Origin of the sequence: Streptomyces sp. NPDC018029 (assembly GCF_044327655.1) — a bacterium.
Taxonomy (GTDB): Bacteria; Actinomycetota; Actinomycetes; order Streptomycetales; family Streptomycetaceae; genus Streptomyces.
In genome coordinates, this window is record NZ_JBIRFV010000006.1 from 381,263 (window position 1) to 406,023 (window position 24,761).

The 24,761-nt window shown below is 72.1% G+C and carries 24 protein-coding genes; 15 read left to right on the plus strand and 9 right to left on the minus strand.

Features of this window, described 5'->3' with window-relative positions:
• Positions 1 to 100 precede the first annotated feature (100 nt).
• Positions 101 to 1,099, plus strand: coding sequence for a GlxA family transcriptional regulator (locus tag ACH4D5_RS20825; protein ID WP_398304405.1), 999 nt, complete (start codon positions 101 to 103; stop codon positions 1,097 to 1,099).
• 46 nt (positions 1,100 to 1,145) lie between these two features.
• Here ACH4D5_RS20825 and ACH4D5_RS20830 read toward each other — a convergent pair whose 3' ends face one another.
• Complete coding sequence (locus ACH4D5_RS20830) at positions 1,146 to 3,098, minus strand: ATP-binding protein (protein WP_398304408.1); 1,953 nt, start codon at positions 3,096 to 3,098, stop codon at positions 1,146 to 1,148.
• A 309-nt stretch (positions 3,099 to 3,407) separates the two neighbouring features.
• Between ACH4D5_RS20830 and ACH4D5_RS20835 the strand changes: the two genes are divergently transcribed.
• The 4 genes from ACH4D5_RS20835 (at position 3,408) to ACH4D5_RS20850 (ending at position 8,370) form a co-directional block, all read left to right on the plus strand.
• Positions 3,408 to 5,177 (plus strand): ABC transporter ATP-binding protein, encoded by a 1,770-nt coding sequence (locus ACH4D5_RS20835; RefSeq protein ID WP_398304881.1) that lies wholly within the window; start codon positions 3,408 to 3,410, stop codon positions 5,175 to 5,177.
• A gap of 163 nt (positions 5,178 to 5,340) precedes the next feature.
• Positions 5,341 to 6,153, plus strand: coding sequence for a maleylpyruvate isomerase family mycothiol-dependent enzyme (locus ACH4D5_RS20840; RefSeq protein WP_398304411.1), 813 nt, complete (start codon positions 5,341 to 5,343; stop codon positions 6,151 to 6,153).
• Positions 6,154 to 6,161: 8 nt separating this feature from the next.
• On the plus strand, positions 6,162 to 6,992 hold the full coding sequence (locus ACH4D5_RS20845; protein WP_398304413.1) for an alpha/beta hydrolase: 831 nt from the start codon (positions 6,162 to 6,164) through the stop codon (positions 6,990 to 6,992).
• Between the two features lie 205 nt (positions 6,993 to 7,197).
• Positions 7,198 to 8,370 carry a serine hydrolase domain-containing protein gene (locus ACH4D5_RS20850; protein WP_398304416.1) on the plus strand — a complete coding sequence of 391 codons (1,173 nt, stop codon included), beginning with the start codon at positions 7,198 to 7,200 and terminating at the stop codon, positions 8,368 to 8,370.
• Positions 8,371 to 8,455: 85 nt separating this feature from the next.
• On the opposite strand, the gene ACH4D5_RS20855 is transcribed toward ACH4D5_RS20850, so the two are convergent.
• Positions 8,456 to 9,388 carry an NADP-dependent oxidoreductase gene (locus tag ACH4D5_RS20855; RefSeq protein ID WP_398304419.1) on the minus strand — a complete coding sequence of 311 codons (933 nt, stop codon included), beginning with the start codon at positions 9,386 to 9,388 and terminating at the stop codon, positions 8,456 to 8,458.
• A 55-nt stretch (positions 9,389 to 9,443) separates the two neighbouring features.
• Entirely contained in the window at positions 9,444 to 10,049 is a 606-nt protein-coding gene (locus tag ACH4D5_RS20860; protein ID WP_398304884.1) for an NADPH-dependent FMN reductase, read from the minus strand.
• A gap of 271 nt (positions 10,050 to 10,320) precedes the next feature.
• On the opposite strand from ACH4D5_RS20860, the gene ACH4D5_RS20865 reads away from it, so the two are divergent.
• Genes ACH4D5_RS20865 through ACH4D5_RS20875 form a run of 3 tightly spaced genes read left to right on the plus strand, consistent with a single transcriptional unit; the run spans position 10,321 to position 12,233 of the window.
• Positions 10,321 to 11,184, plus strand: a complete 864-nt coding sequence (locus ACH4D5_RS20865; protein ID WP_398304421.1) for an ABC transporter substrate-binding protein — start codon at positions 10,321 to 10,323, stop codon at positions 11,182 to 11,184.
• A 39-nt stretch (positions 11,185 to 11,223) separates the two neighbouring features.
• The gene (locus tag ACH4D5_RS20870; protein WP_398304424.1) at positions 11,224 to 11,553 is read left to right on the plus strand and encodes a DUF952 domain-containing protein; all 330 of its coding nucleotides are present in this window, start codon (positions 11,224 to 11,226) and stop codon (positions 11,551 to 11,553) included.
• Positions 11,554 to 11,597: 44 nt separating this feature from the next.
• A complete protein-coding gene (locus ACH4D5_RS20875) occupies positions 11,598 to 12,233 on the plus strand; it encodes a M15 family metallopeptidase (RefSeq protein WP_398304886.1) in 636 nt (211 codons plus the stop codon).
• Here the strand turns inward: ACH4D5_RS20875 and ACH4D5_RS20880 are convergent.
• Positions 12,176 to 12,946 carry a MerR family DNA-binding transcriptional regulator gene (locus ACH4D5_RS20880; RefSeq protein WP_398304889.1) on the minus strand — a complete coding sequence of 257 codons (771 nt, stop codon included), beginning with the start codon at positions 12,944 to 12,946 and terminating at the stop codon, positions 12,176 to 12,178. The two genes, ACH4D5_RS20875 and ACH4D5_RS20880, sit on opposite strands and share 58 nt — an antisense overlap.
• Before the next feature lie 38 nt (positions 12,947 to 12,984).
• Positions 12,985 to 13,599, minus strand: coding sequence for a CGNR zinc finger domain-containing protein (locus ACH4D5_RS20885; protein ID WP_398304427.1), 615 nt, complete (start codon positions 13,597 to 13,599; stop codon positions 12,985 to 12,987).
• A gap of 56 nt (positions 13,600 to 13,655) precedes the next feature.
• On the opposite strand from ACH4D5_RS20885, the gene ACH4D5_RS20890 reads away from it, so the two are divergent.
• The gene (locus ACH4D5_RS20890; RefSeq protein WP_398304430.1) at positions 13,656 to 14,042 is read left to right on the plus strand and encodes a PPOX class F420-dependent oxidoreductase; all 387 of its coding nucleotides are present in this window, start codon (positions 13,656 to 13,658) and stop codon (positions 14,040 to 14,042) included.
• A gap of 30 nt (positions 14,043 to 14,072) precedes the next feature.
• On the opposite strand, the gene ACH4D5_RS20895 is transcribed toward ACH4D5_RS20890, so the two are convergent.
• Positions 14,073 to 15,224 carry a hypothetical protein gene (locus tag ACH4D5_RS20895; protein ID WP_398304432.1) on the minus strand — a complete coding sequence of 384 codons (1,152 nt, stop codon included), beginning with the start codon at positions 15,222 to 15,224 and terminating at the stop codon, positions 14,073 to 14,075.
• A gap of 142 nt (positions 15,225 to 15,366) precedes the next feature.
• Between ACH4D5_RS20895 and ACH4D5_RS20900 the strand changes: the two genes are divergently transcribed.
• Positions 15,367 to 17,334: a M13 family metallopeptidase gene (locus ACH4D5_RS20900; protein WP_398304435.1), complete on the plus strand. Its 1,968-nt coding sequence runs from the start codon at positions 15,367 to 15,369 to the stop codon at positions 17,332 to 17,334.
• Positions 17,335 to 17,371: 37 nt separating this feature from the next.
• On the opposite strand, the gene ACH4D5_RS20905 is transcribed toward ACH4D5_RS20900, so the two are convergent.
• Complete coding sequence (locus ACH4D5_RS20905) at positions 17,372 to 18,241, minus strand: alpha/beta fold hydrolase (RefSeq protein WP_398304438.1); 870 nt, start codon at positions 18,239 to 18,241, stop codon at positions 17,372 to 17,374.
• 192 nt (positions 18,242 to 18,433) lie between these two features.
• On the opposite strand from ACH4D5_RS20905, the gene ACH4D5_RS20910 reads away from it, so the two are divergent.
• From ACH4D5_RS20910 to ACH4D5_RS20920, 3 genes are all read left to right on the plus strand, one after another.
• A complete protein-coding gene (locus tag ACH4D5_RS20910) occupies positions 18,434 to 19,273 on the plus strand; it encodes a VOC family protein (protein WP_398304440.1) in 840 nt (279 codons plus the stop codon).
• A gap of 83 nt (positions 19,274 to 19,356) precedes the next feature.
• Positions 19,357 to 20,280 (plus strand): SigB/SigF/SigG family RNA polymerase sigma factor, encoded by a 924-nt coding sequence (locus ACH4D5_RS20915; protein WP_398304892.1) that lies wholly within the window; start codon positions 19,357 to 19,359, stop codon positions 20,278 to 20,280.
• A gap of 148 nt (positions 20,281 to 20,428) precedes the next feature.
• Positions 20,429 to 22,036, plus strand: coding sequence for a metallophosphoesterase (locus ACH4D5_RS20920; RefSeq protein ID WP_398304443.1), 1,608 nt, complete (start codon positions 20,429 to 20,431; stop codon positions 22,034 to 22,036).
• An 8-nt stretch (positions 22,037 to 22,044) separates the two neighbouring features.
• Here ACH4D5_RS20920 and ACH4D5_RS20925 read toward each other — a convergent pair whose 3' ends face one another.
• Positions 22,045 to 22,662 carry a TetR/AcrR family transcriptional regulator gene (locus ACH4D5_RS20925; protein WP_398304446.1) on the minus strand — a complete coding sequence of 206 codons (618 nt, stop codon included), beginning with the start codon at positions 22,660 to 22,662 and terminating at the stop codon, positions 22,045 to 22,047.
• A gap of 103 nt (positions 22,663 to 22,765) precedes the next feature.
• On the opposite strand from ACH4D5_RS20925, the gene ACH4D5_RS20930 reads away from it, so the two are divergent.
• Positions 22,766 to 23,230: a nuclear transport factor 2 family protein gene (locus ACH4D5_RS20930; RefSeq protein WP_398304449.1), complete on the plus strand. Its 465-nt coding sequence runs from the start codon at positions 22,766 to 22,768 to the stop codon at positions 23,228 to 23,230.
• Positions 23,227 to 24,114, plus strand: coding sequence for an SDR family oxidoreductase (locus tag ACH4D5_RS20935; RefSeq protein ID WP_398304452.1), 888 nt, complete (start codon positions 23,227 to 23,229; stop codon positions 24,112 to 24,114). The genes ACH4D5_RS20930 and ACH4D5_RS20935 overlap by 4 nt, the downstream gene beginning before the upstream one ends.
• 33 nt (positions 24,115 to 24,147) lie before the next feature.
• Here ACH4D5_RS20935 and ACH4D5_RS20940 read toward each other — a convergent pair whose 3' ends face one another.
• Positions 24,148 to 24,753 (minus strand): Dps family protein, encoded by a 606-nt coding sequence (locus tag ACH4D5_RS20940; RefSeq protein ID WP_398304454.1) that lies wholly within the window; start codon positions 24,751 to 24,753, stop codon positions 24,148 to 24,150.
• Between the last annotated feature and the right edge of the window lie 8 nt (positions 24,754 to 24,761).

A 24,761-nucleotide genomic window follows, 5' to 3' on the forward strand; every position in this document is an offset into this window, starting at 1 on the left:
GGTGGCGCGGCCTTACGGTTGGTTGGCCCAGCCCACGGTTGATTGGCCCAGCCCCACGGCTGGGTGGCACAGCGGCAGCAACACCAGGGGGAAGAGAAGCGTGGCGGAAACCGCGAAACGGCTCATCGTGATCGTGATCTTCGAGGATGTGGACCTGCTCGACATCACCGGGCCACCGGAGGTGTTCGCGCTGGCCCGCCGGGAGACCTCGGACGCGGCCGCCTACGACGTGGTCCTCGCCGCCGAGACCATGGACCCGGTCACCACCGGCGCCGGTGTGCGCGTCCTGCCCGACCTCACCTTCGCGGAGGCCGCCGAGCGCAGCATCAACACCCTCATCGTGCCGGGGGCCGTGGACGTCGACGACGACGGGCGCGTCCACCCTCTCGTCGACCCCGCCCTGGTCGACTGGGTGAAGGTGCTCGCCGCGCGGACGCGCCGGATCACCTCCGTCTGTGTCGGGGCGCATCTGCTCGCCGCCGCAGGGCTGCTCGACGGCAAGCGGGCCACCACGCACTGGTCGACCGCGCCCCAACTGGCCTCCGACCACCCGGAGGTGGAGGTCGACGCCGACCCGATCTTCATCCGCGAGGGCAACGTGTGGACCGGCGCGGGGATCAGCGCCTGTCTCGACCTCTCCCTCGCCCTGATCGCCGACGACCTCGGCGAGGCCGTCGCCCTGCGGGTGGCCCGCCAACTGGTGATGTACCTCAAGCGCTCCAGCGGCCAGAGCCAGTTCAGCGTCCCGCTGGAGCAGGTCTCCACCACCCGGCGCATCGAGGACCTGCGCCACCACATCCTGGGGCACATCGCCGAGCCGCTCACCGTCGTGGACCTCGCCGCCTTCGCCCATGTCAGCGACCGTCACCTGACCCGCCTGTTCAAGAACGAACTGGGCATGACCCCGCACGCGTACATCGAATCGGTGCGCGTCGAGAAGGCCCGCCACGAGCTGGAGTCCTCCGACGCCACACTGGACCGCATCGCGTCCCTGTGCGGCTTCGGCACGACCGACACCCTCGTCCGTGCCTTCCGCCGCCGACTGAACACGACGCCGACGGAGTACCGGCGCAGGTTCCGGGTGCCTCAGGTGCCCTGACCGGGCGTTTCGTCCCGTGGGACGGCGAACGCGTCCGCAAGGCCCGCTACCGCCCGCCCGCCTCGATGTCCGCGATCAGCCGATGGATGAGTTCGGCGCCGGGCGGCCCCGCCATGGCGGCGACGGCCGGGACCTCGGCCGCTCCGACCACACCGACGGCTCCGGCGAGTGCCTTGCGGGCCCGGCGCCAGGCCCGGCTGCGGCGCCCCCGCGAGTGGTCGACGAAAGCCTGCGCGTACTGCGTCATGGAACGCGTCCACAGATCATGACGCGGCTCCGGACCCGTCGAGGCGCGACGGACACTGCGCCACGCGTCGGCGGGTCTGCCGCCGGCCTGCGCCACGGCCAGCAGCGCCCAGCTGACCGTCGCGGGCGGGCCGTGCTCGGCGTGCACGGGAATCGTTTCAGCGGCCTCCCGCAGCCGGTCGATGGCCTCCTCGGTCCTGCCGGCCTCCAGGGCGAGCGCGCCAAGGACGTGCGAGACCCGTCCCACAGTGGCGTCGTCGCCCGCGAGCACGGCCACGCGCCATGCCTGGCCGAGCAGTTCGGCGGCCTCCGGAGAGCCGGTGCACGCGGCGAGCCAGCCGGACAGCCAGAGCGCCTGCCCGCACACCCGGGTGTCCGACCGGGCCATCGGCAGCAGCCGGCACAGCACGACACGCCCCTCCTCGGCGTGCCCGCAGACCGCCCACCAGAACCACAGGTCGACGGCGAGCGCGAGGCTCGTCGACGCCTCGTCGCCGCCGCTCGGCTCCCGGTCGAGCGCGGCACGCAGGTTGGCCTCCTCGTCCCGGACGAGTACGACGGCCCGTTTGTGCGTTCCGGTGCTCCACAAGTGGTGGGCGGTGGAGGCGATCTGCCCGTACCAGTGGAGGTGGCGGCTGACGGCCGCGGCCGTCTCGCCCGCCGACCGCAGCCGCTCGGCGCCGAAACCGCGGGCCGCTGCGGGCATCCGGTAGCGCGGCGTGAGAACGCCACCGGGATCGCGGACCGGTTCAAGGACCGAGGCGAGAACCAGGCGGGCCAGCGCGGCCGGCACGTCCTCGGGCTCGAGCCCGCCGCCCGAGCACACGTAGACCGCAGCGTCCTCGTCGAAGCCGCCAGGGAACACGCTGAGCCGGGCCCACACGGTCCGCTCCACCGTCCCGCACAGCTCGTACCCGGCGCCCACCGCGGCGCGCAGCGACCGGTGCCTGCGCAGCGGCGCGTCCGCCACGCCGAGCCAGCCCTGCGTGGACTCCAGCATCCCCGCGAGCCGCGCCAAGGGATGCCGAGCCGCCTGGGCCGCGGCCAACTCGACGGCCAATGGCACGCCCTCCACCAGCCGGCAGATGTCACGGGCGAGCCGCAACTCGTCGGCGGTCCGGTCCTCGGGGACGGGGGTGCGACCCCTGCTCGGGGAACTGGCGCGGCGCCGGGCGGCGTGCAACCGTTCCAGGAAGAGCGTCACGGCGGGCCCGACCGTGTCCGTATCGGCGGCCTCCAGTGGTCCGAGCCGCAGCACCGCCTCCTGGCCGAGGCCCAGCGGATGGCGCCCGGTGGCCAGGACCCGCAGCTCGGGGGCCGCGTCGAGGAGCTCCCGTACGAGGCGTACGCACTCGCCCCGTACCGGGTCGAAGTCGTCGAGCACCAGCAGCATCCGCAGGGGGCGCAGCCGCGCCACGAGCTCCGCCACAGGTGCCGACGCGTCCGCCGACCCGCCGTCCATCGCCGCGGTCACCGTCTGCGCGACCGTACGGCGACGCGGGGGGGCGCCGTCCCACCACCGCACCCGCACCACGCCGTCCGCCATCGAACTCCCCACCGCCGCGGCCGCGTGCTCGGCGAGGAGGCTCTTGCCGACGCCGGCGCCGCCCACCACGGTGACCAGCCTGCTCTGGGCGAGCATCCTGCGGAGCGCGGCCAGCTCCGCGGACCGCCCGATCAGGCCCCCGGCTCCTCGACCGGACCGCTCCGGCCGCCCGGCGCCCTCTCCCTGACCCCGCACTCGCACACCCATCCACTCCCGCTCGCGTACGTGCAGACTCGCGTACGTGCAGAATCGTCACTGCACCGAACTCCGCTGACCCGCTAACTTCCCTTCGGCGTCCGGGGTAGTGAAGTGCCGGGCCGAATCATGCGGGTCAGCGACTCATCGCATTCCTGTACGGGGTCCTTGCGCACCCCATGAACGCCCTGTGACATTGCTGTCAGGTGGATCACGCCGTGCTGCGTCCTGCCAGACGTGACCGACGCAGCCCCCACCCCAACACCCACCACCAGCACAAAGAACGCCGACAAGAGGAAGGGCGCCGAAAAGCCTGAGCGGCTGCCTGCCAAGGAGACCTGGCGCGCCCTCTACCGGCACTTTCGCCCGCACCGGGGCGCCGTCGCCCTGGGCGCCTTCCTGACACTGATCGGCTCGGCCACCGGGCTCGCGCAGCCGCTGGCGGCCAAGTCGCTCGTGGACCGGCTCGGCGGGGACGAGTCCATCGCCGGTGTCCTGCTGCTCCTGACCGCGCTGGTGGTGCTCGGCACCGCGATCGAGTCCGTCGGAGCGTACGTCCTTGAGCGCACCGCCGAGTCGGTCGTGCTGGCGGCCCGGCGCACGTTGATCGGGCGGCTGTTGCGGCTGCGTCTCGCGGAGGTGGAGCGCACCCAGCCGGGGGACCTGATGTCGCGCGTCACCTCGGACACGACACTGCTGCGGGTCGTGACGACACAGTCGGTGGTCTCTGCCGCCTCCGGTGGCCTCACCTTCCTCGCGACGATCGTGATGATGGGGCTGATGGACCAGGTGCTGCTCGGCGTCACGCTCGGCGTGATCGTGCTGATCGGCGGCGCGGTGGCCCTGGTCATGCCGAAGATCGCCCGGGCGACACAGCGTGCCCAGGAGGCGGTGGGCACGATCTCGACCGCTCTGGAGCGGGCGTTCGGCGCCTTCCGGACAGTGAAGGCCTCCGGCGCAGAGCAGCGTGAGGCGGCTGCGGTGGAGGCGGCCGCGCAGGAGGCGTGGCGCCACGGGGTGCGGTCCGCGAAGTGGCAGTCGGTGGCGTGGAGTTCGGTCGGTCTCGCCGTGCAGGTGTCGTTCCTCGCGGTGCTCGGGATCGGCGGCGCGCGGGTCGCGTCGGGTGAGATCACCGTCTCGACACTGGTGGCGTTCCTGCTCTTCCTCTTCTACCTGATCGACCCGGTGTCGCGCCTGGTCGAGGCGGCGTCGCAGTACCAGGTCGGTTCGGCGGCGATCGCACGGATCGTGCAGGCGGAACGCCTGGAGACGGAGCAGACGGAACCGACAGAGCTGACGGAACTGACGGAGCAGCCGGAGCAGCACCCCGGCAGCCACATGTCGGACGGCCCCGCGTCCGTGGCCTTCGACGACGTGACCTTCCGCTACCGCGACGACCTCCCGTACGTCCACCACGGCGTGAGCTTCGACGTGCCGGACCCGGGCATGACGGCGTTCGTCGGTCCTTCGGGCGCGGGCAAGACGACCGTGTTCGGGCTGATCGAGCGGTTCTACGAGGCGACGGGCGGCCGGATCCTGGTCGACGGCAGGGACGTGCGGGAGTGGCCGCTGGCCGAACTGCGGGGCACCATCGGGTACGTGGAGCAGGACGCCCCCGTCCTCGCGGGCACCCTGCGCGAGAACCTCCTCTTCGCCGCGCCCGACGCCACCGACTCCGACGTGCGGGACGTGCTGGTGCGCGCCCGGCTCGACGCCGTCGTCGAGCGCCTGCCCGAGGGCTTGGACGCCGTGGTCGGCCACCGGGGCTCCAAGCTGTCCGGCGGCGAGCGGCAGCGGGTGGCGATCGCCAGGGCCCTGCTCAGGAAACCTCGTCTGTTGCTGCTCGACGAGGCGACCTCACAGCTCGACGCGGTCAACGAACTCGCGCTGCGGGACGTGGTGGCCGAGGTGTCCCGCGAGGTCACGGTCCTGGTCGTGGCGCACCGCCTGTCGACGGTGACGCTGGCCGACCGGATCGTGGTGATGGACGCGGGGAGGGTACGAGCGGTGGGCACGCACGCCGAGCTGGTGGCGGCCGACCCACTGTACGGCGAACTGGCGGCGACCCAGTTCCTGGCGAGCTCGGCGTGACACCCGACAGGAACAGCATTCGGCGTGACACCCGCCATGGTCCGGCATGACACCCGACCGGACACCACCCTCACCGTCGGGCGCGAGGGGGCGCCTCCCGGCCGTCTTCGTCAGTCCCTGGTTCGTGCCCAGCACCCTGCAACCCGTGGTCTACCGTGTCGACATGACGCGTCCGAGCCTTCGCGCGGTTCACGACCGCTACGCCGACCGAATCGTCGACCAGACAGCCCTGTTGACCTCAGCGATCGCCGGCGCGGACGCCACCGCGCCCGTGCCGGGATGCCCCGGCTGGACCCTCGCCCACCTGCTGCGGCACGTGGGCGGCACGCACCGCTGGGCCGAGACGGTGGTCCGGACCCGGGCCACCGGCCCCGTCCCGGACGAGCAGGTCAACCTCGTCACGCCGGAGGCGGATGACGACGTCCCGGCACTGTCCGCCTGGCTCGCGGAGGGCGCCGCCCGGTTCGCGGACACACTGCGGGAGGCGGGACCGGAGGTCGAGGTGTGGACCGTGGCACCGGGCGGCACCCCGCTCTTCTGGGCTCGCCGCATGACGTACGAAACGGTGATCCACCGCTTCGACGCGACCGCGGCGGTCGGCGGAACGTACGCCCTCGACGCGGACGTCGCGCTCGACGGCCTCGACGAGTGGATGGAGTTCAGCACACTGCCCCAGGCCTACGAGTCGGAGGCCGCGCTGCACGCCCTGCTGGGTCCCGACCGCACGGTCCACTTCCACGCCACGGACGCCCCGGAGGGGACGGGGGAGTGGCTGATCGACCTCACCGAGGCGCCGGTCACCTGGAGCCGCGCCCACGAGAAGGCGACCACTGCTGTACGCGGCCCGCTCACGGACCTCCTGCTCCTCCTGTACCGACGCCGCACACCGACTCCTGCCGACGGCATCGAAGTCTTCGGCGACGAAGCCCTGTTGGGTGACTGGGTCAGCGGTTCGGGTCACTGGCTGCGCAGGTGACGTGCGCGGTGCGCGGCGCCTTCGCGAACTCCTTCTCCTTCGCGCCGCTCCAGGCCGAACTCGGCCTCCTCGGACACCGTTCCGTTGCCGTCGACCTTCCCGGCCACGGCTTCAGGGCGACCTACTCGCGCGCCTACCAGGCACCGCAGGATCTCGAAGGGCTCGCCGCCGTGCCCGGCTCGATCAAGGGCGTCACGCTGGCCGACAACGTGACCCACTTGATCGGGACACTGGAGCGGGCCAAGCGGAACGGGCCGGTGATCCTCGTCTCGCACAGCCGCGGCGGCGTCACGGCCACCGCCGCGGCCAACGCGCGCCCGGACCTGATCGACCGCATCGTCTACGTCGCGTCCTGGTGCCCGGTCGCCCTGGACGTCGGCGCCTACTACGCCGAGCCGGAGATGGCCACGGTCGACGCCGCTGCGCTGGCTCTGGCGATGGCGGGGGACCCGGCCGAACTCGGCCTGCTGCGCGTCAACTTCCGCACCGCGGACCCCGCTGCCCTCGCGGCGTTCAAGGCGGCCTTCCTCGCCGACGGCACGGACGAGGAGTTCCTGGCCTTCCTCAACACGTTCCAGCCCGACGAGAACCTGGACGTCGGCACCTCGGCCGACCGCGCACAAGCCGCGACCTGGGGCCGCATCCCCAAGACGTACGTGCGTCTCGCCGACGACGCGAGCATGCCGCTCGCCCTGCAGGACCGCCTGATCCGGGAGGGCGACACACTGACCCCCGAGAACCCGTACGACGTCCGCACCCTCGAAGGCAGCCACCTGAAGTGGCTGATCGACCCCGCGCCGGCGGCCCGCGTCCTGGGAGAACTCGCGGCACTCGTGTGACGCGGGCCTGAGGAATCGACAAGGGGGGTGGGGTTCTCCGCACCCCCCTTCAGGGGGACTCCTCCATGGTCGGCAGTCGCCCTCCCGTGGGTCAATGATCTTGGGGCGGGGCGCATGGCCCGGTCGCCCGGTGTCACCGCAACTCCCGTGTGGGGCATGGGGGTTGAGTGCACCGCACGTCTTCCGACGAGGTGAGGGATCCACCATGACGCAGCTGCGTACCCTGGGAACCATAACCGCGATAGCCGTCACGGCGACGCTGGCGATACCGGTCTCCACCGCCTGGGCCGAGACAGCCCCCGGCTCCTCCGGCCACGGCCGGGCGGACCTGCAGCGGGACCTGGACGACATCGTCCGCAAGGACGGAGTGGTGGGCGCCCAGGCCACCTTGGTGAACGGAGAGAGGCGGCGCTCCGTGCGCAGTGGCACCGCCGAACTCGGCACCGACCGGCGCATGCCGCAGCAGGGCTACTTCCGGATGGGCAGCAACACCAAGACGTTCGTGTCGACCGTCGTGCTGCAACTGGTCGGTGAAGGCCGCATGCGGCTCGACGACACCGTCCACCGGTGGCTGCCCGGAGTGGTCGATGCCAACGGCAACGACGGCGAGCGGATCACCGTCCGGCAACTGCTGCAGCACACCAGTGGGCTCCCCGACTACGACGACAGCCTGCCCCTCACCGACGAGAAGGAGTTCCAGGAGCACCGCTTCGACCACTACCAGCCGCGCGATCTGGTCGACCTGGCCCTGCGGAACCCGCCCCTCTTCGAGCCCGGCAAGGGCTGGAGCTACTCCAACACCGGCTACATACTGGCTGGCATGATCATCGAGAAGGTGACGGGCCGGCCCTGGAGCGAGGAGGTACGCGCCCGGATCATCAAGCCCCTCGGCCTCGAGCACACCTTCTCCGCGGGCAGGCGGACCGGTCTTCCCCAGCCGCACGCCGAGGCGTACCAGCAGTTCAAGCCCAAGGGCCGCCTTGTCGACAGCACCGAGCTGAGCATGACCTGGGGTGGTGCGGCAGGCGATCTCGTCACCACACCGAACGACCTCGCCCGCTTCTGGCAGAGCCTCCTCGGCGGCAAACTGCTCCAGCCGCGGCAGCTGGCACAGATGCTCAAGACGGTGCCGGCCCCTCGGGAGGACGGCGGGACGAGGGTGGAGAGGGCGGGGCTCGGCATCCTGTGGACCCAGCTGAGCTGCGGAGGCGGCTACTGGGGCCACGGCGGGACGACCCTCGGCCACCTGAACGCCAACGGCTTCGTCGACAAGGGCAAGAGGGGCGTCATGGTGATGCGCTCGACCAACGTGGCCGCGGAGGACCGGGACGACCGCACCGACAAACTCGTCGACGACGCCCTGTGTGAGAAGAAGTAGGCGCCGGGTCCCGTGCCCTCGGACGGCGAAGTGGTGCTGCGGTCGAGGCGCCGCGGCGGTGCCGGGGGCCCGGTCGGCCGTCCCTTCAGCCGACGGTGAGGACCACTTTGCCGCGGCCGTGCCCGGTGGCCACGAGGCGGTGCGCGTCCGCCGCCCGCTCCAGCGGGAACGTCGCGCGCAGATGCACGTCCAGCGCCCCCTTCTCGTACAGCGCGGTGAGCTCGGCCAGCCGAGCCGCGGAGCGGTTGCCGCCCCAGTCGGGCAGCCCGAGCCGCGCCGCTTCCTCCATGGCCACCATGGTGACGACGCGATCGCGGTCTTTGGTCACGGCCAGGGCCGCCCGCAGCCCCTCCGGGCCCGCCGCGTCCAGCGCCGCGTCGACCCCGCCGGGCGCGACGGCCCGGATCCGGTCGACGAGCCCCTCGCCGTACGTCACCGGGATCGCCCCGAGCGCCCGCAGGTGGTCGTGGTTGCGGTCACTGGCGGTCCCGATGACGGTGGTGGCACCCCAGGCCCGCGCCAGCTGCACGGAGAACGTGCCGAGAGCACCGGCCGCCGCACCGATCAGGACGGTGTCCCCGGGGCCCACGCGCAGCCGGGAGAGGGCCAGATGGGCGCCCTGGCCGTTGCCGGAGAAGCCGCCCGCGACCGTCCACGGCATCGCGGTCGGCTTGTGCACCAGCTGTTCCGCGGGCACCGTCGTGTACTGCGCGTACGCGCCGAGGAGGGAGTATCCGAGCACCTCGTCACCGGGCGCGAAGTCGCCGACGTCCGCGCCGAGCCGGTCCACGACGCCCGCGAACTCGTTGCCGGGGACGACCGGGAACCCCGGTCCGGCGCCCGGTGCCACCCAGCCCTCCCGGACCCCGAGGTCGAACGGCTGCACCCCGGCCGCCCTGATCCGGATCCGCACCTGACCGGGGCCCGGCTCCGGGACGCGTAGCTCCGTCGGCCGCAGGACCTCCGGCGGACCGTAGGCGGTGAGCGCTGCCGCGACCATCCTCATGACAACTCCCATGCTTCGACCATGCTTTCCATCGATCATGCTTCGAGGCTGCTTCGACGGGAAAGCCTCAGGCGGCGTAGGGGCGGGCGGTCTTGCCGTCACGCAGAGTGCGGCCCCACCAGCTGAGCTGGTCGAGCATCGTCTTGGCCGCCGTCTCCGGGCCGGTCGGGTCGACCGGTGCGCCGGACTCGTCGAAGCAGCCCCACACGCCGTGGAAGCTGACCGTGTCGCGCACCGTCACCGCGTGCAGCTCCGCGAAGACCTGCCGCAGATGCTCGACGGCGCGCAGACCGCCCGAAAGCCCGCCGTAACTGACGAAGCCCACTGGCTTGGCGCGCCACTCCTCGTAATGCCAGTCGATCGCGGTCTTCAGCGAGGCGGGGTAGCTGTGGTTGTACTCCGGGGTGATGACGACGAACGCGTCGGCCGCGTCGATGCGCCGCGTGATTCCGGTGACCTCCGGGCCGGGACGCTTGGAAAGGCCTTCGGGGAGACGCGCCTCGGCCAGGTCGATCACATCGATGTCGAGGTCGGGCCGGTGTGCGGCCTGTCCGGTGAACCAGTCGGTGATGGTGGGCGCGAAGCGGCCCTCCCGGGTGCTCGCGACGATGACGGCCACTTTCAGGCGCTCGTCGGCGCCCGTGCCGAGTCCCGCGTCGCCCCGCTCGTTCATGGTGGTCCCCTGGGTGTCGCTCATGTCCGCCTCCTGGTCCGGTGCATGTCCGGTGCTCGTCCGGTGCTTGTTTCCGACACCGACGAAGCTACGAACGCGCACCCCGTCACCACATCTGTCGTGCGACGGGGATCGGCAGGGCGCAGGGACTAGGTCGACCGGCGGAGACCCAGCCGGTCCGTGTACTCCGGCGTGCGCCCGGGCAGGTAGCACCGGGACGGCCACGGCGGGAACAAGCCACGGCACGGGACGACGGGAGGGGCCGGACATCATGGCACAACGCACGGACCGGGACTGGGAGTTCACCGACGACCGGGGCCACCTGGTGAGGACCGCGAGCCGCCCCACCCGCCCGGTCGCCTACGTGCCGACCGGCGCGGCGCTGCACGACCACGGCATACGGCCCGCCGGTGTCTTCGGCTCCGCCCACGACGACCCGGCCCTGCCCGACCCGGCCAAGGCGGGCAGCCTCCCCCTCGGCGACCTGCCCTACTTCGGCGCGGGCTCCGCACTGGACCTGGACGCGCTCCTCGCGGCACGGCCCGACCTGGTCGTGGCGCTGACCTACGGCGGCGGTCAGGTCTACGGCCTCGACCCGGAGGCCGCCAAGCACCTGGAGGAGCAGGTCCCGCTCGTCGTGCTCGACGTGGGCAGCGGCCGCAGCCTCGCCGGGATCAGGGACCGCCTCACCGCACTCGCCCGCAGCCTGGGCGCCGCTCCGCACCCCGAAGCGGACGCCGAACTCGCCGCCGCCGAGGAGAGGTTGACCGCAGCGGCTACCCGGCCCGTACGGCTCCGGGTGCTCGCGCTCTCCCCGGCGGGCCCTGACTCCGTCCACCTGGCGAGGCCGTACGCCTGGCCCGACCTGGCCGCACTCGCCGGGCTCGGCGTCGGCCTCGTGGACCCGGCGCAGGGGCAGGGCGCCAACTGGTCCACGACGACCTGGACCGAGGCGGCCGCACTGGAGCCCGACCTCGTCCTCACCGACGTACGCGGCAACGCGGCCGCGCTCGGCGACGCCCTGGGGCCGGGCATCCCCACCCTGCCCTGGAACCCCGAACTCCCGCCCAGCGCACGGCAGCACGCCCGCTTCCACACCGCGGTCGCCGAAGCCCTTGAGGCCGCCCGACCCTGACTCCGCACTCCGTCGCGAGGCCCCACGTACCGTTGATCCATGACGAAACTGCTGCACATCACCGAGCGCGCCCTGTGGGACGCCGCCCGGAGAGCCGGGACCTACGAGATGTCGACCCGCGGAAAGACGCTGAGCGAGGAGGGGTTCATCCACTGCTCACTGCCGGAGCAGCTGCGAGGCGTGGCCGACTTCCTCTACGGGGGCTACGAAGGCCCCGACGAGCTGGTCGTCCTCACCATCGACAGCGAACGCCTCACCGTGCCGGTGCGCTTCGAGGCCCCCGAGCCCGGAGGCGTCGAATTCCCGCACATCTACGGGCCGTTGCCCGTGGACGCGGTGACCGAGGTCTCCCCGTGGCCCGTCTCATGACCGCCCCGCACACCGTCGCGGACGAGGCGGGCGAGATCGTCCTCATGTCGGACCCGCGGGTCGCCGCCGTCCCCGTGTACGAGTGCGGCGAGCGGCTCGTCGACGTGCGGGAAGGCACGGGCCTCCTGGTCGACGTGCGGGAACAGGCGGGGGACGGGGACGATTTCGCGCTGCTGCGCGAAGGCGTCCTGCGGCGCCTCCAGCGGGCCGAGGAGCTGCTGCCGAGCGGGCTGCGGCTGCTGTTCGTGGAGGGCTACCGGCCGCCGTCGCTGCAACGCGACTACTTCGAGGAGTACGCCGAGCAGCTGCGCGCCCTCCACCCGCGGTGGCCGGCCGCCGAGATACACGCGGCGACCAGCCGCTACGTCTCCCCGCCCGACATCGCCCCGCACAGCGCGGGCGCGGCCGTCGACCTGACGCTCGCCGACGCCGAAGGGCGCGAGCTCGACCTGGGCACCCGGATGAACGCCGACCCCGAGGAGAGCGCGGGCGCCTGCTACACCGGCGCGGACAACATCAGCGCCGAGGCGCGCGCCCACCGCACGATCCTCGGGGCCGCCCTCACGGGCGCGGGCCTCGTCAACTACCCCACCGAGTGGTGGCACTGGTCATATGGGGACCGCTACTGGGCGCTGGCCTCGGGGGAGCCGGCCGCGCTGTACGGGCCGTCCGTGAGATAGCGGTGCAGGTGGGCCGCGCCCTCCAGCATCGCCCGCGCCCGCAGGTCCAGCGCGGCCCCGCGCTCCGCGAGGGCCGTGCGCAGCGCACCGACGCCGCCGCTGCGGCGCAGGTCGTCGAGGACGGGGCCGATCTGCGGCAGGAGGTAGTGGCTCTGCCGCAGCATGTGGACGATGCGTGCGTCGCGTACGTCGGCGGGGAGGTAGGAGCGGTAGTGCGTCACCGGATCGCGTGACGGCGTCAGGAGCCCGGCGGCCTCCCAGACCCGCAGCGCCGAGGTGCGCACGCCGAGGTGGGCGGCCACCTCCCCGATGCGCAGCGGCGCCCGCGGCAGCGCGGGGGCGGCGGGCCCGCCCTCCGCGACCGCCTCCAGTGCTTCCCCTGTCGTCCGCAGCGCGTTCCGCTGTTCGTGCAGCAGGGCGTGCCCGGCGTCGACCAGGGCCAGCGCCTCCGGCACGTCCCCGGCGTGCACGGCCCGCATCACCTCCCGCGCCGCGCCCGGACCGTGCCCGCGGGCCAGGGCCCGATAGGCGAGCAGGGCCTGCCGGTGCCCGGCGTGGAACCTGCGGTATCCGGTGGGGGAGCGGGGCGCGGGCGGCAGGATGCCCGCGTCGGCGTAGTTGCGGATCTGCTGCGGGGAGACACCGGCCGCGCGGGCGAGATCGACAGGGCGGAGCGCAGGAGCTCCGTCGGCCCGCTCCACTCCCGCTCCCATGCCCTCTCCCGCGTTCTGTCGGCTCATCGATGTGCTCGTCAGTGGTCCTCGGAACGGCGCGCGCGGAGCGTCCGTACCTTGTTGCGGTTGCCGCAGTGTTCCATCGAGCACCAGCGGCGCCGACCGGGGCGTGAGGTGTCGACGTAGATCAGAGAGCAGTTCCCGGGCGAGCACATGCGTATGCGGTGGGCGAACGGTCCCGTGAGGAGCTCCACGGCGTCGCGCGCGACGGTGGCGAGCAGCCGGGTGCCGTCGGCGGTCCCGGCCCAGCCGCGCTCACCGCCGGGCCCGATCGCGGGGACGAGCGGGGCGTGGGCCGCCGCTTCATTGATCGTGCCGACGTCGGCGACATCGGCGGGATCGGCCGCCTCTGCAAGATTGTGCAGGGCCCGGGCGGTGGTCACGCGGAACAGCGCGTCGCGCAGCCGCCGGGCCGCCGCCACCTCGGCGTCGGACACCTCCAGGGAGGGCGTGGGCGTCAGCCGTGAGCGTTCGGCCCAGGCGGTGAGGTCGCCGGGCGCGTGCAGCACCTCGTACCGCCGGAACTCGCCCGGGCCCCCGGTGGTGAGCAGCTCCAGGCAGAGCGCCCCAGGGTCGAAGCGATAGGTGGATCCGCTGTGGGAGCGCATCGGGATGCCGGGGGACTGGGCCATGTAACCAGAATAGGAGGTTACGGAAGATCCTCCCCCTGGAGCCCTAGACTCTCGGCATGGTCGACACCCTGGCTGCGCGGCTCAGCGCCGGAAAGTACCTGCTGGTCAGCAGCGCCCGCAAGGACGGCACCCTGGTGCCCACCCCCGTGTGGGTCGTCGGGGACGGCGACGCCCTCGGCATCTGGACGCCCGTGGACTCCTGGAAGGTGAAGCGGATCCGCAGGTGCGCGGACGTCATGGTCGGCCCTTGCGACCGGCGGGGCAACCCGACGGGCGAGCAGGTGCCCGCCACCGCCGAGATCTGCCCGCCGGACGTCACCGCCGCGTACCGCACCCGCATCCTTCACAAGTACGGGGTGACCGGCTTCCTCACGCTCCTCGGCAGCAGGATCCGCCGCGGCCTCAAGGGGACGGTCGGAATCCGGATCACGCTCACGCACTGACGGCACGCGCGCCGGCTGCGGAAGGCCGGGTCAGGACGCGTCCCACTCGTCCGGCAGGCTCTCGACCTGGTCAGCCTGGGTGGCGGGCGACGGCGTCGGCTCCTGAGCGGGCGGCGTGGCCGTCGCCGTCCGGAGGGCCGCGATGCACGCGCCGATGGCCTGCTGAAGGTCTTCGAGGCGCTTGACCATGTCGTCCTCGTAGATGTCGCGGATCTCCTCGGCCGCGTCGACATCGTCGAACGTCAGCTCCTCGAAGACCTTCGTGGCCTTCTGCAGGCTGCTGTAGAACTTCGCGCGCCGCTCCTGCACCCGCAGCTCTGGGTCGCTCTGGACGGTCTGCGCCACCATGTCCCGCACCGTGTCGTACGCCTCGCGCGCCCACTCGCCGGACTCCTCGCCGTCGTCCAGCTCGTCGATGAGGGAGAGGTGGCGCTCGGCCTCCTCGCGCAGCTCGGCGGGCGCGTCGATCATCTGCCCGGCGGGCGTCTTGACCTGGCCCTTCTCGACGATCTGGCGGACGTAGTCGACCCGGTCGCCGGCCTTGGACTCGGCCGCCACGGCCTTCTTCAGGTCGTCGGCGCGGACGATGTCGCGGACCAGCTCCGTGCGCAGCGCCGGATCCTCGCCGAGGCGGTCCATCAGGGCCTTCCGTGCCGCCTCCGCGGTGCCGGGGTCGGCGAGGATCGCGGCGCGCAGCGCGGTCGGGTTCTCCGCGACCTCCAGGGCCTTGGTGGGGCGGATGCCCTCGGCCTCGGCGGCCTCCGTGATCGCCTCACCGCGCTGCGTCAAAGCGCTGGAGCGGGAGGTGTAGTACGACAACCAGACGTCGGCGTCCGGCAGTTCGACCTCCATGCCGGGGGAGAGCGCCTCGAAGTGCGGCACCATCCCGTCGTCGGCGGCCTTGTCCCAGGCCTTGTAGTAGCGCATGACGCGGTCGGCCGAGCAGCCCGCCAGCTCGGCGAACTCCTTGGCGGACACCTTCGGCGTCTCGCCGGCGCTCTGCCCGCCCGGCCGCACGCTGCGGGCGACCTTGAGGCCGAAGGCCCAGCCGCCGGTGCGGGCGTAGGCCCCGAAGTCACGGGCGTCCTCGGCCACCAGGGCCGCCGCGTCGACGGCTTCCGCGGCGGGAACGGCGTCTCCGGCGGGAGCGGCTTCCTGGGACGGGACGATGGCTACGCTCACGGATGTGCTCCTGGGTGTCACAGGCGTACAGAGGTTGACGCGATACTTTATCGCTCCTATTGAGACGTTTTGCACGCGAGTTGACGTGTCGGTCGGCGGCGGACGGCCCGGGGCCGGTCGGCGGCTCGCATAGGCTGCCTGGATGAGCATTCTGGATGACGCCCGCCCGGGCATGAACCCCGAGATCCGGCCGCAGGACGACCTCTTCGGTCACGTCAACGGCGCCTGGCTCGACACCGAGAAGATTCCCGAGGACCGCTCCAGCTGGGGCCCCTTCGTGCAGCTGGCCGACACCGCGGAGCAGCAGGTCAAGACGATCATCCAGGAGCTGGCGGAGCGGGCCGCCGCCGATCCGGGCGCGACCTCCGAGGACGCCCGGAAGATCGCCGCCCTGTACGCCTCCTTCATGGACGAGGAGACCATCGCCGCCCGCGGCCTCGCCCCCGCCCAGCCCCTGATCGACGAGGTCGCCGGCCTGCGCGACACCCGGGAGCTCGCCGCCTTCCTCGGCCGCTTCGAGCGAATCGGCGGCTCCGGCCTCTTCGGCTCGTACATCGACTCGGACGACCGCGACTCCGACCGCTACCTCTTCAACATCCTCCAGGGCGGACTCGGCCTGCCCGACGAGTCGTACTACCGCGACGAGAAGTTCGCCGAGATCCGCGAGAAGTACGTCGCCCACCTCACCGAGCTGCTCACGCTCGGCAAGCACGCGGACCCGGCAGGTGCCGCACGGACCGTCCTCGCGCTGGAGACGAAGCTCGCGGCGGGCCACTGGGAGCGGGCCGAGACCCGCGACGTCCTGAAGACCTACAACCTCACCACCCTGGACGAACTGACCGCGCTGGCACCGGAGTTCGACTGGCGCGGCTACGCCGCCGCGCTCGGCGGCTCGGACGCCACCATCGCCGAGACCTGCGTCCGCCAGCCGTCCTACCTCACCCACCTCTCCGCGGTCCTCGCGGAGGTGCCGATCGAGCAGTGGCGCGACTGGGCGCTGACCCGCGTGCTGCGCGCCTGCTCGCCGTACCTGCCGGACGAATTCGTGCGGAACAACTTCGAGTTCTACGGCCGCACCCTCAACGGCACCCCGGAGCTGCGCGCCCGCTGGAAGCGCGCGGTCGCGTTCGTGGAGGGTTCCATCGGCGAGGCCGTCGGCAAGGAGTACGTCGCACGGCACTTCCCGCCGTCGTCCAAGGCGATGATGGACGACCTGGTCGCCAACCTCCTGGAGGCCTACCGTCAGTCGATCGCGCGCCTCGACTGGATGACCGACGAGACGAAGGAGCGGGCGTACGAGAAGCTCGCCACGTTCCGCCCGAAGATCGGCTACCCCGACACCTTCCGCGACTACTCCGCGCTCCAGGTCTCGCCCGACGACCTCCTCGGCAACGCGCAGGCGGCGGCCGCGTTCGAGTCCGACCGGGAGCTCGCCAAGATCGGCGCGCCGGTCGACCGCGACGAGTGGTTCATGCTGCCGCAGACCGTCAACGCCTACTACAACCCGGGCACCAACGAGATCTGCTTCCCCGCGGGCATCCTGCAGAAGCCGTTCTTCTCGCCCGACGCCGACCCGGCGGAGAACTACGGCGGCATCGGCGCGGTCATCGGCCACGAGATCGGCCACGGCTTCGACGACCAGGGCGCGCAGTACGACGGCGCGGGCAACCTCAACGACTGGTGGACCGCCGCCGACAAGACCGCCTTCGAGGGCAAGTCGAAGGCGCTCATCAAGCAGTACGACGCGTTCTCGCCCCGCAACCTCCCCGGCGAGTTCGTCAACGGCTCGCTGACCGTCGGCGAGAACATCGGCGACCTGGGCGGCCTGACCATCGGGCACACCGCCTACCTCATCGCGCTCGACGGTGCGCCGATGCCCGAGAGCGACGGCCTGACCGGCTCGCAGCGGCTCTTCATGAACTGGGCGTACTGCTGGCGCACCAAGCGCCGCAAGGAGCAGGAGCAGCAGTACCTCACCATCGACCCGCACTCGCCGCCGGAGTTCCGCGCCAACATCGTCCGCAACCTCGACGAGTTCCACGAGGCGTTCGCCACGGCCGAGGGCGACGGGCTGTGGCTCGACCCGTCGGAGCGCGTCCGGATCTGGTGACGCCCGGCGACCCGGCCGGGGAGAGGCGGTGCGGCGGTCAGGCGAGGAACGCCGCCGTGGCCGCCACGAACCCGGCCGGGTCGTACAGCCAGGGGAAGTGTCCTGCGCCGGGCTGCACGACGAGCTCGGCGTCCGGGAACAGCTCCGCGACTTCGGCCACCGCGGCGGGCGGTGAGTTGAGGTCGGCCTCCCCGGCCAGTACCAGCACCGGGGCCTCGTGGCGTGCGAGCGCGGCGCGGGTGGCCTGCGGGTCGTAGGCGCCCTCGGCGCCGTAGGCGGCCGCGGCCTCGTCGTTGCGCTGCCGGCCCTCGGCCGCCCGATGGGCCCGCGCCGCCGCGTCCCAGCGGCCGTACGCGAACGGAGCGATGGCCTCGAAGGAGGCAGCCGTCGCCCGCCCCGCCACGATCTCCTCCAGGGCCGCGAAAGCCGTCGGGAACCACGGCTCGTCCCGCCGCAGCAGCGCCGCCTCCCGCCGCACGGCGCCGTCGACGGAGACTGCCACCGCCATGACGCTCGGCGTGATCAGCGCCAGCTTGCCGACACGCTCGGGGTGGCGGGCCGCGTACAGCACCGCGAGATTGGTGCCGGCGGAGTGCGCGAGCAGGTCCATCGTGCCGAGACCGAGGTGCCGGCGCAGCGCCTCCACGTCATCCACGAGCCGGTCGCAGCGGTACGAGGCGGGGTCCTCCGGCACCGCTGAGCCGCCGGTGCCGCGCAGGTCCAGCATGATCAGCGGGCGGTGCGCGGCGAGTCCGCCGAGGTCACCGAGGTAGGCGGAGGCCTGCATGGGACCTCCGGGCAGACAGACCACGGGAGGGAGGCCGCGGGCGTCCGAGGCGGCCCCTCCACCGTCTCCGAGTACGTGGTAGGCGAGCTGGGTCCCGTCCGGCGCGGAGAAGGCAGTCATGGGGTGACCTTGCCAGACCGGAGCGAAGGCAGGTCTTTGGCCCCTCACGTGAGTGAGGAAAGTCCCGGTATGCGGGCTTCCGTCTGCGGAATCACCACTCGCGAGACCGCACGAACCGCGTGGGGGAAGCGAGATGAGGGTGCCGTGACAGTGCCTAGGGACACACGACGCGTATGGGCCGGGGAGAGCACCTTGCGGAGGGGCGGCGGAACGCGGCTGATACCCGTCGGCGACCGGAAGCCGGCCGCGTCCGCCGGGAGCCTGCCCCCGGAGGCCCTGCGGAAAGCGCGTGGTGCGCCCTGCTGGCTGAGCCTGGCCTCCCGGGACCTGCGGGCCGCCGAGGAGTTCTACGGCCGGGTCCTCGGCTGGTGCCACGTCCCGCTGCTCGGGTCGCCGCGCAAGCCGCGCTCGCTGGCCGTGCGGGCGGGCGCGCCGGTGGGCACCATCAGCGAGACGACGTGCGACCTGGGCGGCCACGCGGCCTGGACGCCGTACTTCGCCGTCGACGACGTGGACGTCGCGGTGACCCGGCTCCGTGAGCGCGGCGCCACCGTGGCGGTGGGCCCGCTGCTGACCGGCGCCGGGCGGATCGCCGTGGTGGCGGGTCCCGAGGGCGCGGTGTTCGGTCTGCGCCAGGAGGCTCCCGACCAGAACTGGAGGGTGGGGGACGGCCCGATCGCCCGGCTCGAACTGCACACCCGGGACATCTTCGCCGCGGCCCTCTTCTACGGGGGCGCGCTCGGCTGGGCCGACGGGTCGGGCGACAGCTGCGAGGTGGAGTACGCCCACGGGCAGATCCTGGTGCGTGACGGGCTGCGCACGGTCGCCGCGCTCAGTGACGGAACACCGCCGGGCTTCGAGGGCCGCCACCGCTGGCACGCGTGCTTCCGCGTGGCCGACGTCGACGCGGCCGCCGCCGCTGCCCCGGTCTGGGGCGGGCGGGTCGTCGCGCCGCCGCAAGGGCCCTCCCACCGGCGTGAGGCCGTGCTGGAGGACCGCGAAGGCATCCCCTTCACGGTGGTCGCGAGCTGAGCTCGCGAGTGGAGTCATCGCCGGCGCAGGCAAGTCGCGGGCAAGTCGAGAGCATGGGGAGTCTGACGATGTTTCTTGGGGCAATGGGCGTGGACGCGACCGTTGAGCCGACCCGGCCGGCCGAGCCGGTCCCGCCCGCCCGGCAGGACGGGCCCGCCCTGCCGACCCAGCCGTCGCGGGACGAGGTCGTCGGACTGCCGCGGATCGAGGCCGACCAGGTCGCGCCGAAGGACGCGCGGGAGCTGTCGAAGCTCTTCTTCGAGCGGCTGGAGACCCTTGAGGAGGGCTCGCCGGACTTCTTGTACGCGCGCAACACCCTGATCGAGATGAACCTCTCGCTGGTGCACTATGTGGCGGGCCGGTTCCGCAACCGCGGCAACGGTCACATGGAGGACATCGTCCAGGTCGGGACCGTCGGCCTGATCAAGGCGATCGACCGGTTCGACCCGAGCCGCGGGTTCGAGTTCGTGTCGTTCGCCGTCCCCTGCATCCTCGGGGAGATCAAGCGCCACTTCCGCGACACCAGCTGGGCCGTGCACGTGCCGCGCAGACTGAAGGAGCTGCGCTCCGAACTCGTGAAGTCCAGGGAGCAGCTGTTCGCCGAACTCGGCCGCGAGCCGACGGTCAACGAACTCGCGGCGGACCTCGACGTGACCCAGGAGCAGATCCTCGAAGTGCTCGTGGCCGCCAACGGTTACGCGGCCGGGTCCCTGGAGTCCCAGCACGGCGGGAGCGACGACGGCGACGCGCACCGGAGCAGCCGCTCACTCGCCGACGTCATGGGGGAGCCGGACTCCGCCATCGAGGTCTTCGAGAACGTGCACGCCCTGGCACCGCTCCTGGCCGAGCTCGACGAACGCGAGCGCCGCATCATCGAGATGCGCTTCGGGCAGGAGATGACCCAGGCCGAGATCGGCACCGTGCTGGGGATCTCGCAGATGCACGTGTCACGGCTGCTCGCCCGCACCCTGGCCCGTCTGCGCACGGGCCTGCTGGCGCAGGAGTAGCGGTGGAAGTGGTTCACGGGCGAGTCACCAAAAGGTAACTGGTCTGGCCTTGTTCCTCATCAAGGGGATCTAGCGTCGCGGGAGTTCACGCGAGTTCACGCCGGGCGGCGCGCACCGCAGCCCCGGCCAGAGGCAAGGATCCCCCCCCGTGAGACGCACCCCCTTTGTGATCACTGCCGCGTGTGTGGCACTGCTGCTCCCGGCCGCCGCCGAGGCGTCGGCCCCGACGACGGCCGGAGCGGCGGCACCCTCCTTCAGCAGCGCGGGCGGCCGCTATGAGCGTCCCGTTTCGCTGACCCTGCGGGCCGAGCGCGGCAGCGTGATCCGCTACACCCTGGACGGCACGACACCCACGCGTGCGAGCCGTGTGTTCGTGCCGGGCCGTCCGCTGCGCATCGCGAAGGACGCCAACGTCACGGCTGTCGCGTTCCGCGGCGGCCGGGCGAGTGCTCCGGTGTCGGCCGGATACCTCGTCAGGACCGCGGAGAAGCCCTTGGCGCGTCTCGTCGTCATGTCCGACGTGCACATCGGGGACCACAAGAACAACGACAAGAAGTACGAGAGCTTCTTCGACACCATCGCGTCGGTCTTCCCCGAACCGGACGCGATCCTCTCCAACGGCGACATGATCAACGACAACGGCGACGGCCGCGGCGCCGACCACCGCATCGTCTCAGAGATCTTCCGCGCCAACCTGGAGCGCAAGGGCATGGACGACACACAGGTCCTGCTCTCCAACGGCAACCACGACGCGAGCCTCGCCGACATCCGCGCCCACTACCCGCGTGACTGGTTCCCCGACTCCGGCGGCGGTTACTACGAGTCGACGGTGCGGGGCCTGCACCTGTTCACCGTGAACACGGAGACGTACGACTCCAGCGCCGCACAGCGCTCCTGGCTGAAGAAGCGGCTCGCCGACCTCACCGCCGACCCGGCGAACGCGCGCACGCCGATCCTCGTGCAGGGCCACCGCCCCGCGCCCGGCACCGCGATGGACGGCCAGCAGGCCTCGAACCCGCGGCTCACCGAGGACCTGAGCGCCCACCCGCAGGTGATCTACTTCTCCGGCCACTCGCATCTGAACATCAACGACGAACGCTCCGTCCACCAGCGTGACTTCACCGCCGTCAACGACGGATCGATGTCGTACGTCGAGATGGACCACGGCTACCAAGCGGTCACGGAGACGGGCCTGGCCGACCGCTTCGAGGCCCCGACGGCGCAGGCCCTGTTCGTCGAGGTGTACCGCGACCGCACGGAGATCGCGCGCGTCAACATGGCCGCGGACAAGCACGACATCTACACCGGAGGCAAGTGGTCCGCCAACTGGCAGCCCCCGTACGCCAGCGCGGGCACGCTCAGCGGACCGACGTGGACCGTACGCCTGAAGGGCAGCACGCCCCAGCAGATCAAGGACGGCTTCACGTACACGGACGCCCGGCGCAACACGACCGCACCCCGGTTCACCACCCGCCGCCCGCTCGGCCTGGTAGGAGCGCGTCCTGCACTGCGCGTCCAGCAGGCCCGCGACGACCAGATGGTGCACCACTACCGAGTCGACATCGAGGACACGGCGAGCGGCGCGAAGCTGCTCTCGACGAAGGTCCTCGCCGAGTACTACTTCATGCCGCGCCCCAACTCCCTGGACATCCCGCTGCCCGCCACCCGGGACGGCGCGCGCTACGTGGCGCGAGTGCGCGCGGTCGACGCGTACGGGAACACGTCGCCGGAGACCAAGCTCGCGTTCAAGGGCTGACCGGGGGCTCAGCGCGCGGTGCCGTCCGCCAGCGTCGCGCGCGCGAGGGCGGCCACCCCGTCGTGGATCCGGCGCGGCGGAACGCCGTTCGCGCACAGGTGCTCGATGAGGTCGCTGCGCACGGCGGCGAGCAGGGCGTGCGCGAGGAAATCGGCGTCCTGCTCGCCGCGGGCCTCGGTGAGCAGCGCGGTGAGTTCGGCGTGCCACAGCGCGTAGGTGTCGTTGCGGTACGGGCTGCCGCTGCCGGCGCTCTCCAGGGCGAGCATCAGCGGGCGGGTGTCCAGTTTCAGGCACAGCAGGGCGTCGAGGAGGGCGAGGGCGCGTTCGCCGGCGGGGGCGCCGGGGCCGAGGGGAGGGGGACCGGAGACCACGTCGGCGCGCAGCTGTTCGGTGCGCTGCTCGACGAGCGCTTTGACGAGCCCGACGCGGTCGCCGAAGCGGCGGAAGAGCGTGCCCTTGCCGACCCCGGCGGCCGCCGCGATGTCGTCCATGGAGACGCGGTCGGGGTCGCCGCGCTCGGTGAACAGCCGCTCCGCGGCGGCCAGTACGGCCTCGCGGTTGCGCTGGGCGTCGGCCCGCTCCTTGCGCGGCTCCTTGTGCGGTTCCTTGCGCTGGGGTGGTGTCATCGTGCCTCCACTGGAAAAACGGACCAGTAGTCCGTATCGTCGATCCGGACCGCCGGTCCGCATATTAGCGCGGGCCGGACCACAGCCGTGGAAGGGCACCACCATGCCAGGCACCTCCATGCCGGACGTGACACCACTCGACAGCACGCCCGCGGGCGTCTTCCTGCGCGGAATCGAACTGCTCCTCGCCAAGGATTTCGCGGGGTGGATCGACCTCTGGGCCGAGGACGGAGTCTGCGAATTCCCCTTCGCCCCGCCGGGCGCCCCGCGCCGTCTCGACGGCAAGCCGGCCGTCCGCGCCTACATGACCGCGTATCCCGACCACATCGACCTCGTCGCCGTCCCGCACGTGGAGATCCACCGGACCGAGGACCCTGATGTCGTCATCGTCGAGATGCGTGCCGAGGGGCGTTCGGTGCGTACGGGCCGGGACTTCGAGATGTCGTACATCGTCGTCGTCACCGTCAAGAACGGGCGGTTCACCCACTACCGCGACTACTGGAACCCGCTGACCGCCCTGGAGATCGCCGGCGGTTCCGACGCCCCGTTCGCGGGCGGTGCGCGATGAGCGCCGCCCGGGCGGACGCGCCGACGGGCGAGCCGATCCTGGTGACCGGCGGCACCGGCAACACCGGCCGCCGCATCGCCGCGCGCCTCACCGCGTGGGGCCACCGGACGCGGGCGGCGAGCCGATGCCCTGAGCCACGAGCGGACGTCACGGCCCGCTACGAGACCGCCCGCTTCGACTGGGACGACACCGCGACCCACGACCCGGCCCTCGACGGCGTGCGCCGCCTCTATCTCGTCCCGCCGACCGCCGCCCCCGACCCCGCCGCCCACCTGTTCCCGTTCCTCGACCGGGCGCGCCGTGCGGGGGTCGACCGGGTCGTGCTGCTCGGCTCGTCGGCCATCGCGGAGACGGACGACGGGCTCGGCGAGGTGTACCGCGCGATCCGCGAGCGGTTTCCGCAGTGGGCGGTGCTCCGGCCCTCGTGGTTCATGCAGAACTTCACCGGCGACCACCCCCACGCCCACAGCGTCCGGGAAAGCGGTGAGATCGTCACGGCCACCGGCGACGGCCGCGTCGCGTTCGTCGACGCCGAGGACATCGCCGAGGTCGGCGCGCGGGCCCTGACGGACGAGCGTCCGCACAACACGGACCACCTCATCACCGGCCCCCGGGCGCTGAGTTACGCCGACGTCGCAGAGGTCATCTCCCGTGTCGCGGGCCGGCAGGTCCGCCACCGGCCCGTCTCGCGCACGGCGATGCGGGACCGGCTGGCCGCCACCGGCATGCCGGTCCGGTTCGCGGACCTCCTCGCGGGCATGGACGAGTCGATCGCGGCGGGCGCGGAGGACCGTACGAGCACGGCGGTGGAACGCGTCACGGGCCGCGCGCCCCGCTCATTCGCCGCCTTCGCCGCGGCACACGCGACCGTGTGGCGGCGGTGACGCGCCGGCTCCGTCACCGCCTCCGGGGAGCGCTCAGGCGCGGACGAGCGGGGTGTCGACCAGGTGCTCGGCCAGGAACCACGACTGCAGTTCACCGGTCCTGATCACCTGCGACACCAGCAGGTCGTTCGTGCCGTCGTCGCCCAGCTCGGCGGTCCGTGCGGCCGCGTCGTGCGCCTGGACGAGGATCGCCTCGTGGGCCTCGAGGAGTCGCGACAGCATGGCGGGCACCTCCTCGACGCCGTCCGGCGGGCGCGGAATCGACGTCAGTTCCGCGACGTGCCGCGGATCGCCCACTGCGACGCCGCCGAGGGACTGGACGCGCTCGGCGACCGTGTCGACGATGTCGAGCTGGTCACCGGCGTGCTTGTCCAGGACCAGGTGCAGTTGGTAGAACGTCGCGCCGCGCATGAGCCAGTGGTGCTTCTTGTAGAGGCCGTAGAGGATCTGCGTGTCCGCGAGGATCCGGTTCAGCCGCTGGCAGGAGTACATCCTCGCCTCGTACGAAAGGCCGATCGGGAACTGCTTGACCGTGCCGTACTCCTGGATCACCTCGCCCTTCTGGTGCAGCCACGGCTGGCTGCTGCCGTCCACCGCCGGATGGGAACTGCTGCTCGCGGTCCGGGTCTTGTCGGTCATGTGTGCCT

Bases quoted from the DNA above. Each gene is read 5' to 3' on its own strand.
- ACH4D5_RS20830 (WP_398304408.1), bottom strand. From the start codon at position 3,098: ATGGGTGTGCGAGTGCGGGGTCAGGGAGAGGGCGCCGGGCGGCCGGAG.
- ACH4D5_RS20840 (WP_398304411.1), top strand. From the start codon at position 5,341: ATGACGCGTCCGAGCCTTCGCGCGGTTCACGACCGCTACGCCGACCGA.
- ACH4D5_RS20850 (WP_398304416.1), top strand. From the start codon at position 7,198: ATGACGCAGCTGCGTACCCTGGGAACCATAACCGCGATAGCCGTCACG.
- ACH4D5_RS20855 (WP_398304419.1), bottom strand. From the start codon at position 9,388: ATGGGAGTTGTCATGAGGATGGTCGCGGCAGCGCTCACCGCCTACGGT.
- ACH4D5_RS20860 (WP_398304884.1), bottom strand. From the start codon at position 10,049: ATGAACGAGCGGGGCGACGCGGGACTCGGCACGGGCGCCGACGAGCGC.
- ACH4D5_RS20865 (WP_398304421.1), top strand. From the start codon at position 10,321: ATGGCACAACGCACGGACCGGGACTGGGAGTTCACCGACGACCGGGGC.
- ACH4D5_RS20870 (WP_398304424.1), top strand. From the start codon at position 11,224: ATGACGAAACTGCTGCACATCACCGAGCGCGCCCTGTGGGACGCCGCC.
- ACH4D5_RS20875 (WP_398304886.1), top strand. From the start codon at position 11,598: ATGTCGGACCCGCGGGTCGCCGCCGTCCCCGTGTACGAGTGCGGCGAG.
- ACH4D5_RS20880 (WP_398304889.1), bottom strand. From the start codon at position 12,946: ATGGGAGCGGGAGTGGAGCGGGCCGACGGAGCTCCTGCGCTCCGCCCT.
- ACH4D5_RS20885 (WP_398304427.1), bottom strand. From the start codon at position 13,599: ATGGCCCAGTCCCCCGGCATCCCGATGCGCTCCCACAGCGGATCCACC.
- ACH4D5_RS20890 (WP_398304430.1), top strand. From the start codon at position 13,656: ATGGTCGACACCCTGGCTGCGCGGCTCAGCGCCGGAAAGTACCTGCTG.
- ACH4D5_RS20900 (WP_398304435.1), top strand. From the start codon at position 15,367: ATGAGCATTCTGGATGACGCCCGCCCGGGCATGAACCCCGAGATCCGG.
- ACH4D5_RS20905 (WP_398304438.1), bottom strand. From the start codon at position 18,241: ATGACTGCCTTCTCCGCGCCGGACGGGACCCAGCTCGCCTACCACGTA.
- ACH4D5_RS20915 (WP_398304892.1), top strand. From the start codon at position 19,357: ATGGGCGTGGACGCGACCGTTGAGCCGACCCGGCCGGCCGAGCCGGTC.
- ACH4D5_RS20925 (WP_398304446.1), bottom strand. From the start codon at position 22,662: ATGACACCACCCCAGCGCAAGGAACCGCACAAGGAGCCGCGCAAGGAG.
- ACH4D5_RS20930 (WP_398304449.1), top strand. From the start codon at position 22,766: ATGCCAGGCACCTCCATGCCGGACGTGACACCACTCGACAGCACGCCC.
- ACH4D5_RS20935 (WP_398304452.1), top strand. From the start codon at position 23,227: ATGAGCGCCGCCCGGGCGGACGCGCCGACGGGCGAGCCGATCCTGGTG.
- ACH4D5_RS20940 (WP_398304454.1), bottom strand. From the start codon at position 24,753: ATGACCGACAAGACCCGGACCGCGAGCAGCAGTTCCCATCCGGCGGTG.